Annotated in this window: 9 protein-coding genes; 8 read left to right on the top strand and 1 reads right to left on the bottom strand. The window is 74.5% G+C overall.

Annotated elements, in window-relative coordinates; genetic code table 11:
- Positions 1-19: 19 nt before the first annotated feature.
- The 8 genes from miaB to hflX all read left to right on the top strand — a co-directional run bounded on the left by miaB (position 20) and on the right by hflX (position 11,308).
- Complete coding sequence (miaB, locus tag ABT345_RS29285; protein ID WP_425584430.1) at positions 20-1,537, top strand: tRNA (N6-isopentenyl adenosine(37)-C2)-methylthiotransferase MiaB; 1,518 nt, start codon at positions 20-22, stop codon at positions 1,535-1,537.
- Between the two features lie 255 nt (positions 1,538-1,792).
- Complete coding sequence (locus ABT345_RS29280; RefSeq protein WP_345086937.1) at positions 1,793-2,506, top strand: class III extradiol dioxygenase subunit B-like domain-containing protein; 714 nt, start codon at positions 1,793-1,795, stop codon at positions 2,504-2,506.
- Positions 2,507-2,603: 97 nt separating this feature from the next.
- A complete protein-coding gene (miaA, locus tag ABT345_RS29275; RefSeq protein ID WP_345086935.1) occupies positions 2,604-3,542 on the top strand; it encodes a tRNA (adenosine(37)-N6)-dimethylallyltransferase MiaA in 939 nt (312 codons plus the stop codon).
- A gap of 107 nt (positions 3,543-3,649) precedes the next feature.
- A complete protein-coding gene (locus ABT345_RS29270) occupies positions 3,650-4,249 on the top strand; it encodes a hypothetical protein (RefSeq protein ID WP_345087031.1) in 600 nt (199 codons plus the stop codon).
- A 114-nt stretch (positions 4,250-4,363) separates the two neighbouring features.
- Entirely contained in the window at positions 4,364-5,239 is an 876-nt protein-coding gene (gene dapF / locus ABT345_RS29265) for a diaminopimelate epimerase (protein ID WP_345086933.1), read from the top strand.
- Between the two features lie 190 nt (positions 5,240-5,429).
- Complete coding sequence (locus tag ABT345_RS29260) at positions 5,430-7,817, top strand: RelA/SpoT family protein (RefSeq protein ID WP_345086931.1); 2,388 nt, start codon at positions 5,430-5,432, stop codon at positions 7,815-7,817.
- 182 nt (positions 7,818-7,999) lie between these two features.
- Positions 8,000-9,544 (top strand): M1 family metallopeptidase, encoded by a 1,545-nt coding sequence (locus ABT345_RS29255; RefSeq protein WP_345086929.1) that lies wholly within the window; start codon positions 8,000-8,002, stop codon positions 9,542-9,544.
- 276 nt (positions 9,545-9,820) lie between these two features.
- Positions 9,821-11,308: a GTPase HflX gene (gene hflX, locus ABT345_RS29250; protein ID WP_345086927.1), complete on the top strand. Its 1,488-nt coding sequence runs from the start codon at positions 9,821-9,823 to the stop codon at positions 11,306-11,308.
- An 80-nt stretch (positions 11,309-11,388) separates the two neighbouring features.
- On the opposite strand, the gene ABT345_RS29245 is transcribed toward hflX, so the two are convergent.
- Positions 11,389-12,612 carry a trypsin-like serine peptidase gene (locus tag ABT345_RS29245; RefSeq protein ID WP_345086924.1) on the bottom strand — a complete coding sequence of 408 codons (1,224 nt, stop codon included), beginning with the start codon at positions 12,610-12,612 and terminating at the stop codon, positions 11,389-11,391.
- Positions 12,613-12,712 lie beyond the last annotated feature (100 nt).

Below are 12,712 nucleotides of genomic sequence, written 5' to 3'. Positions count from 1 at the left end.
ACCCCCTTACCCTTGTGGGGTGACCAGCAGCAGTGACCGGAGTAATGACGTGGGCGTTGAGCGAAGCTACGAGATCCGCACCTACGGGTGCCAGATGAACGTCCACGACTCCGAACGGCTCTCGGGCCTGCTGGAGGACGCCGGATACGTCCGCGCCCCCAAGGACGCCGACGGCGCCGACGTCGTCGTCTTCAACACCTGCGCGGTCCGCGAGAACGCCGACAACCGCCTCTACGGCAACCTCGGCCAGCTCGCTCCCAAGAAGGCCGGCCGCCCGGGCATGCAGATCGCCGTCGGCGGCTGCCTGGCCCAGAAGGACCGCGACACCATCGTCAAGAAGGCCCCCTGGGTCGACGTGGTCTTCGGCACGCACAACATCGGCAAGCTGCCGGTCCTTCTGGAGCGCGCCCGCGTCCAGGAGGAGGCGCAGGTCGAGATCGCCGAGTCGCTGGAGGCGTTCCCCTCGACGCTGCCGACCCGCCGCGAGAGCGCGTACGCCGCGTGGGTCTCCATCTCCGTCGGCTGCAACAACACCTGTACGTTCTGCATCGTCCCGGCGCTGCGCGGCAAGGAGAAGGACCGCCGTCCCGGCGACATCCTCGCCGAGATCGAGGCGCTGGTCTCCGAGGGCGTCTCCGAGATCACCCTCCTCGGCCAGAACGTCAACGCCTACGGCTCCGACATCGGCGACCGCGAGGCGTTCAGCAAGCTGCTGCGCGCCTGCGGGAAGATCGAGGGCCTGGAGCGGGTCCGCTTCACCTCCCCGCACCCGCGCGACTTCACCGACGACGTCATCGCCGCCATGGCCGAGACGCCGAACGTCATGCCGCAGCTGCACATGCCGCTCCAGTCCGGCTCCGACCGTGTCCTGAAGGCGATGCGCCGCTCCTACCGCCAGGAGCGCTTCCTCGGCATCATCGAGAAGGTCCGCGCCGCCATGCCGGACGCCGCGCTCTCCACCGACATCATCGTCGGCTTCCCCGGGGAGACCGAGGAGGACTTCGAGCAGACCCTGTACACGGTCCGCGAGTCCCGCTTCGCCCAGGCGTTCACCTTCCAGTACTCCAAGCGCCCCGGCACCCCCGCCGCCGAGATGGACGACCAGATCCCCAAGGAGGTCGTCCAGGAGCGGTACGAGCGTCTCGTCGCCCTCCAGGAGGAGATCTCCTGGGAGGAGAACAAGAAGCAGGTCGGCCGCACCCTGGAGGTCATGGTCGCCGAGGGCGAGGGCCGCAAGGACGACGCCACCCGCCGCCTCTCCGGCCGCGCCCCCGACAACCGCCTCGTCCACTTCACCCGCCCCGAGGAGCCGGTCCGCCCCGGCGACATGGTGACCGTCGACATCACCTACGCCGCCCCGCACCACCTGCTGGCCGAGGGCCCCGTCTCCGCGGTGCGCCGCACCGCCGCCGGCGATGCCTGGGAACGCCGCAACGCCGCCCCCGCCGCCAAGCCCGCCGGCGTCATGCTGGGCCTGCCCACCATCGGCGCCCCGGCCGCCGCCCCGGCCCCGACGGGCGGCTGCGGCTGCGACTGAGCGGACGCCCCCGGGGGCGTCCGGGCGGCTCCCCGGGCGGGCCGCCGTACTTCGTCGCCATCAGGCCGGAGCGGGTCACGAGGCGGACCGCCGTCCTTCGTCCCCGCCGGGCCGGAGCGGGTCACGAGGCGGGCTGCGCACTTCGCCCCGTCGAGCCGGAGCGGACACCGAGGCGGCCCGCCGTACCTCGTCGCCATCGGCCCGGAGCGGGCGGTGGCCCTCGGCCGTCGCCGGGCGCGGGCTACGCTGCCTGGCATGCTCGTAGCCGCCGCCCTGTGCCCGTGCCCGCCACTGCTCGTCCCCGAGGTCGCCGCCGGTGCCGCGGCCGAACTGGACCCGCTCCGCGCCGCCTGCCGGAAGGCCGTCGGCGCGCTCGCCGCCGCCCGACCCGACCGGCTGGTCGTCGTCGGCCCCTCGGACCGGGCCGGACAGGGGACGTACCCGCAGGGCGCCACCGGCTCGTTCCGCGGCTTCGGCGTGGACCGCGAGGTCAGCCTGGGCACCGCGCCGCACCCGCCCGAGCGCCCGCTGCCGCCGTCCCTGTCCGTCGGCGCCTGGCTGCTCGCCGACGCCACCCCCGTCGACGCCCCGGTGGAGGGCCTGGGCGTCGACGAGACCCTCGCCCCGGAACGCTGCCTGGAGGCGGGCCGCGAGATCGCCGCGTCCGCCTCCCGGGTCGCGCTCCTGGTGATGGGCGACGGCAGCGCCTGCCGCACGGTCAAGGCTCCCGGCTACTTCGACCCCCGCGCCGCGGACTACGACGCCGCCCTCGCCCGCGCCCTGGCCACCGCCGACACCGACACCCTCGCCGCCCTCGACCCCGAGGAGGCCGCCTCCCTCAAGGCCACCGGCCGCGCCCCCTGGCAACTCCTCACCGGCGCCGCCCGCGCGAGCACCCCCCTCCACGGGGCGCTCCACTACGACGAGGCACCGTACGGGGTCGGGTACTTCGTGGCGGGGTGGTCCTGACCCCGGGCGCGCCGCCGCCCCGTGCGTCCCGTCCCACGCGCCCCCGCCACCCGGCCCCCGCACCGCGTCACCCGCGAGGTTTGGGAGACTGGGCGCTGTGAACACCGCAGTCCCCGCTCCGCGGGTCATCGCCGTTGTCGGGCCCACCGCGGCCGGGAAGTCCGATCTGGGGGTCGCGCTCGCCGCTCACCTGGGCGGTGAGGTGATCAACGCCGACTCCATGCAGCTCTACCGCGGCATGGACATCGGCACCGCCAAGCTCACCGAGGAGGAGCGGCGGGGCGTGCCCCACCGACTCCTCGACATCTGGGACGTCACCCGCGCCGCCAACGTCGCCGAGTACCAGCGCCTGGCCCGCGCCGAGATCGACCGGCTGCTCGCCGAGGGCCGCACCCCCGTCCTCGTCGGCGGCTCCGGGCTCTACGTACGCGGCGCCCTCGACGCCCTGGAGTTCCCCGGCACCGACCCGGAGGTCCGCGCCCGCCTGGAGGCCGAGCTGGCCGAGAGCGGCAGCGGCGTCCTGCACGCCCGGCTCGCCGCCGCCGACCCGGAGGCCGCCCGCGCGATCCTGCCCGGCAACGGCCGCCGCATCGTGCGCGCCCTGGAGGTCATCGAGATCACCGGCCGCCCCTTCACCGCCAACCTCCCCGGCCACGAAGCCGTCTACGACACCCTCCAGATCGGCGTCGGCGTCGAGCGACCGGAGCTGCACGACCGCATCGCCCGCCGCGTCGACCGCATGTGGGAGGACGGCCTCGTCGACGAGGTGCGCGCCCTGGAGGCCGTCGGGCTGCGCGAGGGCCGCACCGCCTCCCGCGCTCTGGGCTACCAGCAGGTCCTCGCCCACCTGGCGGGGGAGTGCACCGAAGCGGAGGCGCGGGAGGAGACCGTACGGGCCACGAAGCGGTTCGCCCGGCGGCAGGACGCGTGGTTCCGGCGCGACCCCCGCGTCCACTGGCTCAGCGGCGCCGACGCCGACCGCGCGGAACTGCCCCGGCACGCCCTTGCCCTCCTCGAACGACCGGTCACAGCCTGATCACGTCATGGCATCGGGACGCTCCGCCCGTCATCGGGGCCCCTGAGCCCGTGTCATCATCAACCGTCGATCGAGCGTGCAGTCTGTAGTGGGGAGGGCGCGTGGCAATGGAGGCCGGCCCTCGTAACGGAGCGCAGCACCCGGACCGGCACGGCACCGGCACGGCGCCGCGCGACTCCGGCGCCGCGACCCCGCACCCCGCACACCCGGGGGACGCCGACGCCGCCCCGTACGCCGTCCCCGGCGACCGCGACGCGCACCCCGACGACCTGCCGGAGCCGGACGGCGCCGGTCTCCAGGCCCCGTACAGCCCCGCTCTGGACGGCTCCGACGGGCCCGACGCCGAGGAGCCGGCCGCCGAGGGCGGTGAGTCGTTCCGGGAGCTGCGCCCGCCGCGCCGGCTGCGGCTGTGGCAGCTGGCGCCGGTCGTGGTGCTCGCCGCCGTCGGCTCCCTGATGTTCGCCTTCCCGCTCGCCTTCGAGTTCGGCGGCGACGGCGGCGCGCCCATCGCCATGCTCGGTCTGCTGCTGTGCTGCTGCGCCGCGGGCTGGGGCATGATGGCGGCCCGCCGCGTCGGCCACACCTGGCCCGGGCTGCCCACCCGCGGCTCCGGGCGCCGCGCGAGCTGGCGCGTGGTGCTCGCCTACACCGCCGTGGTGGTCGTCCCCGCGGCCCTCGCCATCTGGCGCGTCACCCGCCTGCGCTGACCCCGGCCGAGCGGCCCGCACCGCGCCGCCCGCCCCGTGCGCCGCGCCCCGTGCGCGCCCCGTGCCGCCCCGCCCCGCGCGCCGGACCGCCCCCGTGGCCCGTACGATTCAGGGGTGAGCACCGCAGCGCGTATCGACTTCCTCAAGGGCCACGGCACCGAGAACGACTTCGTGATCGTTCCGGACCCGGACGGCCGTCTCGACCTGACCGCCGCCGAGGTCGCCCGGATCTGCGACCGGCGCGCCGGGATCGGCGCCGACGGCGTGCTGCGCGTCGTCCGTACCGCCGCGCACCCGGAGGCGCGGGCGATGGCCGACGAGGCCGAGTGGTTCATGGACTACCGCAACGGCGACGGCTCGGTCGCCGAGATGTGCGGCAACGGCGTCCGGGTCTTCGCCCGCTACCTCCTCCACGCAGGGCTGGCCGAGGCCGGCGATCTCGCCGTCGCCACCCGCGCCGGGATCCGCCGGGTGCACGTCGCCAAGACCGGTGACGTCACCGTCGGCATGGGCCGCGCCGAGCTGCCCGAGGGCAGCGCCGACATCACCGTGGGTGAGCGCAGCTGGCCGTCCCGGAACGTCAACATGGGCAACCCGCACGCGGTCGCGTTCGTCGAGGACCTGGCGTACGCCGGGAACCTGCTCGACGCCCCGGGCGTCGCGCCCGCCGCGGTCTACCCGGAGGGCGTCAACGTCGAATTCGTCGTCGACCGCGGGCCGCGCCACGTCGCGATGCGGGTGCACGAGCGCGGCTCCGGCGAGACCCGCTCCTGCGGCACCGGCGCCTGCGCCGTCGCCGTCGCCACCGCCCGCCGGGACGGCACCGACCCGGCGCTGACCGGCACCCTCGTCACGTACACCGTCGACGTCCTCGGCGGCACCCTGGAGATCACCGAACTGCCGGACGGCACGGTGGAGATGACCGGGCCCGCCGTGATCGTCGCCGAGGGAAGCCTCGACCCCGCGTGGCTCGCCGGGGAGAGCGCCTGACGGTACGCTTCCGCACCACCGCCCTCCCCGGACACGGCTGTTACCGGGAAGTTCGCTCGAACGGGTGATCCGTTTCTTAGGGGGAGGGGGCGGGCGAACGGCGCGTGGTGGGCTCGGTAGCATCAACCACCGGCCCGGCCGCTCAACCGACGGCGCCTGACCGCCGGTCGACTCGCTGCCGGAGGTGCCCATGAGCGCAGAGGCCACGAACCCTGGAAACCCGGACACGGCCCGGAGCCGCCGTGGTCTGCCCCGCCCCGCACTGCGCGGCCTGCGCCGCATCGGCCGGGCCGCGCTGCTCGGCCCGGCGCCGCGCGGCGGCCTCCCCGACGCGCTGGAACACGTCGCCAAGGTCCACCGCGGTCACCATCCGCACGCCGACCTCGCGATCCTCGCCAAGGCGTACACGCTCGCGGAGTCCTCGCACCGCGGCCAGATGCGGAAAAGCGGCGAACCATACATCACCCACCCGCTCGCGGTGACCCTCATTCTCGCCGAACTCGGCGCCGAGACCACGACGTTGACCGCCTCGCTGCTCCACGACACCGTCGAGGACACCGAGGTGACCCTCGACCAGGTACGGGCGGAGTTCGGCGCCGAGGTCCGCTATCTCGTCGACGGCGTCACCAAGCTGGAGAAGGTCGACTACGGCGCGGCGGCCGAGCCCGAGACGTTCCGCAAGATGCTCGTCGCCACCGGCCACGACGTGCGGGTGATGTCCATCAAACTCGCCGACCGGCTGCACAACATGCGCACCCTCGGCGTGATGCGCCCGGAGAAACAGGTCCGGATCGCCAAGGTCACCCGCGACGTCCTCATCCCGCTCGCCGAACGCCTCGGCGTCCAGGCCCTCAAGAGCGAGCTGGAGGACCTGGTCTTCGCGATCCTGCACCCGGAGGAGTACGCCGCCATCCGCCGCCTGCTGCGCGAGCACGCCGGCCGCCCCGATCCGCTCGCCGCGCTCGCCGCCCGGATGCGCACGGTCCTGACCGAAGCCGGGATCGACGCGGAGGTCCGGCTGCGGCCCCGGCACCTGGTCTCGCTGCACCGGGTACGCAGGGCCCGGGGCGAGCTGACCGGGGCCGATCTGGGGCGGATCCTGGTGCTGGTCCCCGAGGACGCCGACTGCTACGCGGTCCTGGGCGAGCTGCACACCTGCTTCACGCCCGTCGTCGCGGAGTTCAAGGACTTCATCGCGGCCCCCAAGTTCAACCTCTACCAGTCGCTGCACACCGCCGTGGCGGGCGAGGCCGGGGAGATCGCGGAAACGTTGATCCGCACCCACCAGATGCACCGCGTCGCGGAGGCCGGGGTGATCGCCCTGGGCAATCCGTACGCCCCGGCGGCCGGCGGGGACACCACGGACGGCGAGCGGGCCGACCCGACGCGCCCCGGGTGGCTCTCCCGTCTCCTGGAGTGGCAGAGCGCCACCCCCGATTCGGAGACCTTCTGGGCCTCGCTCCGCGACGATCTCGCCCAGGACCGCGAGATCACCGTCTTCTGCCCCGGGGACGCCGCCCCGGGCGGCCGGACGGCGGGCGCCCGGCCCATCGGGCTGCCCGCCGGGTCGAGCTGCGTGGACGGCGCGTACGCCCTGCACGGCGAGGACGCGCACCGTTGCATCGGCGCCCGGGTGAACGGCCGGCTGGCGACCCTCTCCACCGTGCTGCACGACGGCGACAGCCTCCAGCTGCTGCTGGGCCCCGACGCGGCCGCCGGCCCGTCCCCGGAGTGGCTCGATCACACCCGCACCCCCGCCGCCCGCCTCGCCATCGGCCGCTGGCTGGCGGCGCGCGGCGGCCGGAGCGGCACGGGGCAGACGCCGGCGGAGGGTGCCCCGTCCGCCGCCGTGGCGCCGGGCGGCGAGCCCACCGACGGGGCGCCTTCCGCCGTGGACGCGCCGGCCCCGCCCGCCCCGGAGACGGGCACGGAAGGGGCGCGCGAGGCCGTGCCGGGCGCCCCCGGCGACCGCTCCGCCGCCGAGGCCCCGTCCGCCCGCCCGGCCACCGGCCCCACGCCCTCGGACGCACCGGCCGGGGGCTCCGCCCCGGGCGACCTTGAAGCGGGCGTCCCCGGGAGCGCCGGCCCCGGCCGGGAGCCCGAGGCGCTCGCCGTCGACGGGCTGCCCGGCGCCGCCGTCCGGCTGGCCGGCTGCTGTACGCCCGTGCCGCCCGATCCGGTCACCGGCTTCGCCGTACGGGGCGGCGGCGTCACCGTGCACCGCGCCCTGTGCCCCGTGGGGGCCCGGATGGCCGCCACCGGGCGGAAGCCCGTCGGGGTGCGCTGGCACGGCCCCGGACCGGCCGGGCACGGCTGCCGGGTCACGCTCCGCGCCGAGGCGTTCAGCCGCCCCCGCCTCCTCGCCGATCTCACCGAGGCCATCGCCGTCCAGGGCGCATCCGTCGTCTCCGCCGCCGTCGAACCCCCCTACGAGCAGCGCGTCCGCCACACCTACACGCTCCGTCTGCCCGACGCCGCCGCGCTGCCCGCCCTGCTGCGCGCCATGCGCCAGGTGCCCGGTGTCTACGACGTCACCCGGGAAGGGAAGCCCCGCCGGGCCCGGGCGCCGCGCTCCTGACGGGCCCGCGTCCGCCGTTGCGCAGGGGCGCGCCCGCCCGGGGACGCGCCCCTCGCGCACACCGAACAGACCCCCGCCCCGCGCCCGCGCATACGGGCCACGGCGCGCCGCCCGCCGCCCGTTCGGGTGCCAAGGGCGAGTGCCGCCACCGGGGGCGGGGGCGGCGCTGGTAGCCGTAGCCCATGCTGCTTCCCCCTCGCCTCCGGCGTCTTCCGCACCCCGCCCGCCCCGGGCCGCTGCCCCGCCTTCGGGCGGCCGGGCCGCGCCCCGCGCCCCGTGGCCGCCGCGCCGCCCGCCGTGCCACCGCCCTCCTCCTGGCCGCCGTCGCCGCCCTCGGCGCCGCCGCGCCCCCGGCGCCCGGCCCGGTGGGCATCGGCGACCGGCTCTTCCCCCACCTCGGCAACCCCGGCTACGACGTCCTCGCATACGACATCGCGCTCGACTACAGCGGCCACAACGACCGGCCGCTGCCCGCCGTCACCACCCTCACCGCCCGCGCCACCACGGCGCTCGACCACTTCAACCTCGACTTCGCCCGCGGCACCGTCTCCTCCGTCACCGTCGGCGGGCTCCCCGCCCGCTTCGTGCGCCGCGGTGAGGACCTCGTGGTCACCCCCGCCGTTCCGGTGCCCGACGGGGCGCCGCTGCGGATCGTGGTCCGCCACACCAGCGACCCCCGGGGCGCCGCCGACGGCGGCTGGATCCGCACCCCCGACGGCCTCGCCATGGCCAACCAGGCCGACGCCGCCCACCGGGTGTTCCCCTGCAACGACCACCCCTCCGACAAGGCGTACGTCACCTTCCGCCTCACCGCGCCCCGCGGCGTCACGGCGGTCGCCGGCGGCGTACCCGTCCCGGGCGCCGACGACGGGCCCCGCCCCACCCGCACCTTCCGCTCCGTCCACCCCGTGGCCACCGAGCTGGCCCAGGTCTCGTTCGGGAAGTCCGCCGTCCTCACCCGCCGGGGACCGCACGGCCTGCCGGTGCGCGACGTGGTGCCCGCCGCCGCCCGCACCGCCATGGAGCCCTGGCTCGCCCGCACCCCGGCCCAGATCGACTGGATGGAGCGCCGGGTCGGCCGTTTCCCCTTCCCGCTCTACGGGCTGCTCGTCGCCGACACCCGTACCGGCTTCGAGCTGGAGACCCAGACCCTTTCCCTCTTCGAGAAGGGCCTGTTCACCGAGGACCGCCTGCCCTCCTGGTACGTCGAGTCGGTGATGGTCCACGAACTGGCCCACCAGTGGTTCGGCGACAGCGTCAGCCCCCGCAGCTGGTCCGACCTCTGGCTCAACGAGGCCCACGCCACCTGGTACGAGGCGCTCTACGCCGAGGAGAAGGGCGGCCGCAAACACGCCGCCCTCGAAGACCGGATGCGCCACGCCTACACCGAGTCGGACAGCTGGCGGGCCGACGGCGGGCCGCCCGCCGCACCGAAGCCGCCCGCCGCCGGACAGAAGATCAGCATCTTCCGCCCGGTCGTCTACGACGGCAGCGCGCTCGTCCTGTACGCGCTCCGCCAGAAGATCGGCCCGGCCGCCTTCGACCGCCTGGAGCGCGCCTGGGTCGCCCGGTACCGCGACGGCAACGCCTCCACCGCCGACTTCACCGCCCTCGCCTCCGAGATTTCCGGCCACGACCTCTCCGGCTTCCTGCACGCCTGGCTGTACGACCCGAAGACCCCGCCGATGCCCGGCCACCCGCGGTGGACCTCCCGCCACGCCAAGTGATCTCCCCGGCCCGCCCCGTGCCCGGCGCACGGGGCGGGCACGGAGGTACGGCCGACCGTCACCGGATCCGCCCGGCCGCCCCGGTGTGCGCCCGTCCGCCGGGAATCGCCGGAAACACCGGGAAACTCGCGTGACGGCCCCCACCGCCCGTGCGACCATCGACGGGTCGACTCCGGCGGCCGGGAATCTCCGGCGCGGCCCGGACGTTGTCACCACCGACAGTCCCAGCGCGGCCGCCCGGCCTCCCGAGGACTTCCCGACGACACAAAGGATCAAATGACCTCCTCCTCTTCCCTTCCTGCGGACCGCCAGCGCCTCCCCGAGAGCCTTCGGGCCGACGCCCTGATGGAAGAGGACGTCGCCTGGAGCCACACGATCGACGAGGAACGTGACGGCGAGCAGTACGACAGGTCCGAGCGCGCCGCCCTGCGCCGCGTCGCCGGACTGTCCACCGAGCTCGAAGACGTCACCGAGGTCGAGTACCGTCAGCTCCGCCTGGAGCGTGTGGTGCTCATCGGCGTCTGGACCTCGGGTACCGCGAGCGACGCGGAGAACTCCCTCGCCGAGCTGGCCGCACTCGCCGAAACGGCCGGTGCGCTCGTGCTCGACGGCGTCATCCAGCGCCGCGACAAGCCCGACCCGGCCACCTACATCGGCTCCGGCAAGGCCCTGGAGCTGCGCGACATCGTCCTCGAATCCGGCGCCGACACCGTGGTCTGCGACGGTGAGCTCTCCCCGGGCCAGCTGATCCATCTCGAGGACGTCGTCAAGGTCAAGGTGGTCGACCGCACCGCGCTGATCCTCGACATCTTCGCCCAGCACGCCAAGTCCCGGGAGGGCAAGGCGCAGGTCTCGCTGGCGCAGATGCAGTACATGCTGCCCCGGCTGCGCGGTTGGGGTCAGTCGCTGTCCCGGCAGATGGGTGGCGGTGGCTCCGGTTCGGCGGGCGGCGGTATGGCCACCCGTGGTCCCGGTGAGACCAAGATCGAGACCGACCGGCGCCGGATCCGCGAGAAGATGGCGAAGATGCGCCGGGAGCTCGCGGAGATGAAGACCGGCCGGGACATCAAGCGCCAGGAACGCCGGCGCAACAAGATCCCCTCGGTCGCCATCGCCGGTTACACCAACGCCGGCAAGTCCTCGCTGCTCAACCGCCTCACCGGCGCCGGTGTCCTGGTGGAGAACGCCCTGTTCGCCACCCTGGACCCGACCGTCCGGCGCGCCGAGACCCCCGGCGGGCGGCTCTACACCCTCGCCGACACCGTCGGCTTCGTCCGGCACCTGCCGCACCACCTCGTCGAGGCGTTCCGCTCCACGATGGAGGAGGTCGGCGACTCCGACCTGATCCTCCACGTCGTCGACGGCTCGCACCCGGCGCCCGAGGAGCAGCTCGCCGCCGTCCGCGCGGTGTTCCGCGACGTCGGCGCGGGCGACGTCCCCGAGATCGTCGTCATCAACAAGGCGGACGCCGCCGATCCGCTGGTCCTCCAGCGGCTGCTGCGTCAGGAGAAGCACGCCCTCGTGGTCTCCGCCCGTACGGGCCAGGGCATGGCCGAGCTGCTGGAGCTGCTCGACGAGGAGATCCCGCGCCCCGAGGTCGAGATCGAGGCGCTCGTCCCCTACACCCAGGGGGCGCTGATCTCCCGGGCGCACGCCGAGGGCGAGGTCATCTCCGAGGAGCACACCGCGGACGGCACGGTCCTCAAGGCGCGCGTCCACCAGGAACTCGCCGCCGAACTCCAGCCGTTCGTCCCCGCCGCCTGACCGGCGCCGGTACGCACGCCGAAGGGCCGCTCCCCCGCGGGGGAGCGGCCCTTCGGCGCTGTCGGGACGTCAGGGGCGGATCAGCCCTTGGCCGCCCAGCGCTTGCTCATCGCGTTGAACATGTTCCGGGCCTCGGGGCCCAGGTGCGGACCGGCCGCCCACTTGGCCGGACGCGGACCCATCGACATGTTGGAGATCAGCTCCGGCTCGCCGTCGGCGCCCTTCGCGAACCAGGGACCACCGGAGGAACCGCCGGTCATGGTGCAGCCGATGCGGTACATGGTGGGCTTGACCGCGTCCATCGACAGCCGGGTCGGCCGGTCGGTGCACTGCTGCTGGAGCGCACCGTCGAACGGGGCCTCCGCCGGGTAGCCCTGCGCCGTCAGGCTGGGGATCTTGCTCATCGCGGGCGCGTTGAAGTTCACGGTGTACGCGCCACCGGCCATCTCCTCCAGCGACTTGCCGCCGCTGCCCTCCTCCGCCTTGACGTGCATCAGCGCGAAGTCGTACGGCGCCATCGGCACGCCGGGCACCGCGCCGCCGTCCTTGATCCACTCGCTGGAGGTGGCCATGTCGTCGGCCCACCACTTGCCCGCCGGGACGCGGTCCTCGAACGGCGCGGTCTTCATCCCGGCGGCGGACACGCCGTTCCGGTTGAAGTTCGGCACGAACATCATGTTGCGGTACCAACCGCCGTTCTTGCCGGCGTGCACGCAGTGCGCGGCCGTCCACACCAGGTTGGACTTACCGGGGTGCGCCGGGTCCTTGACGACGGTGGCCGAGCACCGCGACTCGCCCTCGGGGGTGCTGAAGAGCAGCAGACCCACGCCGGGCGCGGTGGAGGTGTACGGCGTCCGCACCGCCTGCGCCGGCACCGCGGCGGGCTCCGGGTCGGTCTTGCCCTGGTCCTCGGAGATGTCCTCGGGCTTGCTCGGGTCCTGCGGCGGCTTGACCTTCTCGATCTTGTCCGGGTTCCAGAAGTCCTTGATGATCGGGTTGATGAACTCGCCGGCCTGCCGGAGCCACTTGTCGCGGTCCCAGTTCTTCCACTCGCCGTTCTTCCACTTGTCCAGGTCGATGCCGTGCTTGCGCAGCTTCTCCTGGAGGTCCTGCGGAATCTTGATCTCGGTGCCGCCCGGGGCGTCCTGCGCCGCGGAGGCACTGGCCTTGGCGTCCGCGTCACCGCCGTCGGGCCCGCAGGCGGTCGCGGTCAGCGCCACGACGACGGTCAGCGCGGCGGCCAGAGCCGGGGAACGGCGCGCGCGCGACGCGGTGCGGCGGGCGGGCGGACGTATGGAACGCATGGGTGAACTCCCCCTGAGACATCGTTTCTGAGCTGCTGTGGCACGTCCGGTGCGGCTCTTGTCATGAACCCCAAGCCGCCGGACGCAAGCCCCCACTATG

Source organism: Streptomyces sp. NPDC000404 (assembly GCF_040300365.1).
Classification (GTDB): Bacteria; Actinomycetota; Actinomycetes; order Streptomycetales; family Streptomycetaceae; genus Streptomyces; species Streptomyces ramulosus.
The sequence above is the reverse complement of the archived record's forward strand: the minus strand, read 5'-3'. Positions and strand labels throughout refer to the sequence as shown.

Bases quoted from the DNA above. Each gene is read 5' to 3' on its own strand.
- ABT345_RS29245 (WP_345086924.1), bottom strand. From the start codon at position 12,612: ATGCGTTCCATACGTCCGCCCGCCCGCCGCACCGCGTCGCGCGCGCGC.
- hflX (WP_345086927.1), top strand. From the start codon at position 9,821: ATGACCTCCTCCTCTTCCCTTCCTGCGGACCGCCAGCGCCTCCCCGAG.
- ABT345_RS29255 (WP_345086929.1), top strand. From the start codon at position 8,000: ATGCTGCTTCCCCCTCGCCTCCGGCGTCTTCCGCACCCCGCCCGCCCC.
- ABT345_RS29280 (WP_345086937.1), top strand. From the start codon at position 1,793: ATGCTCGTAGCCGCCGCCCTGTGCCCGTGCCCGCCACTGCTCGTCCCC.
- ABT345_RS29260 (WP_345086931.1), top strand. From the start codon at position 5,430: ATGAGCGCAGAGGCCACGAACCCTGGAAACCCGGACACGGCCCGGAGC.
- ABT345_RS29270 (WP_345087031.1), top strand. From the start codon at position 3,650: ATGGAGGCCGGCCCTCGTAACGGAGCGCAGCACCCGGACCGGCACGGC.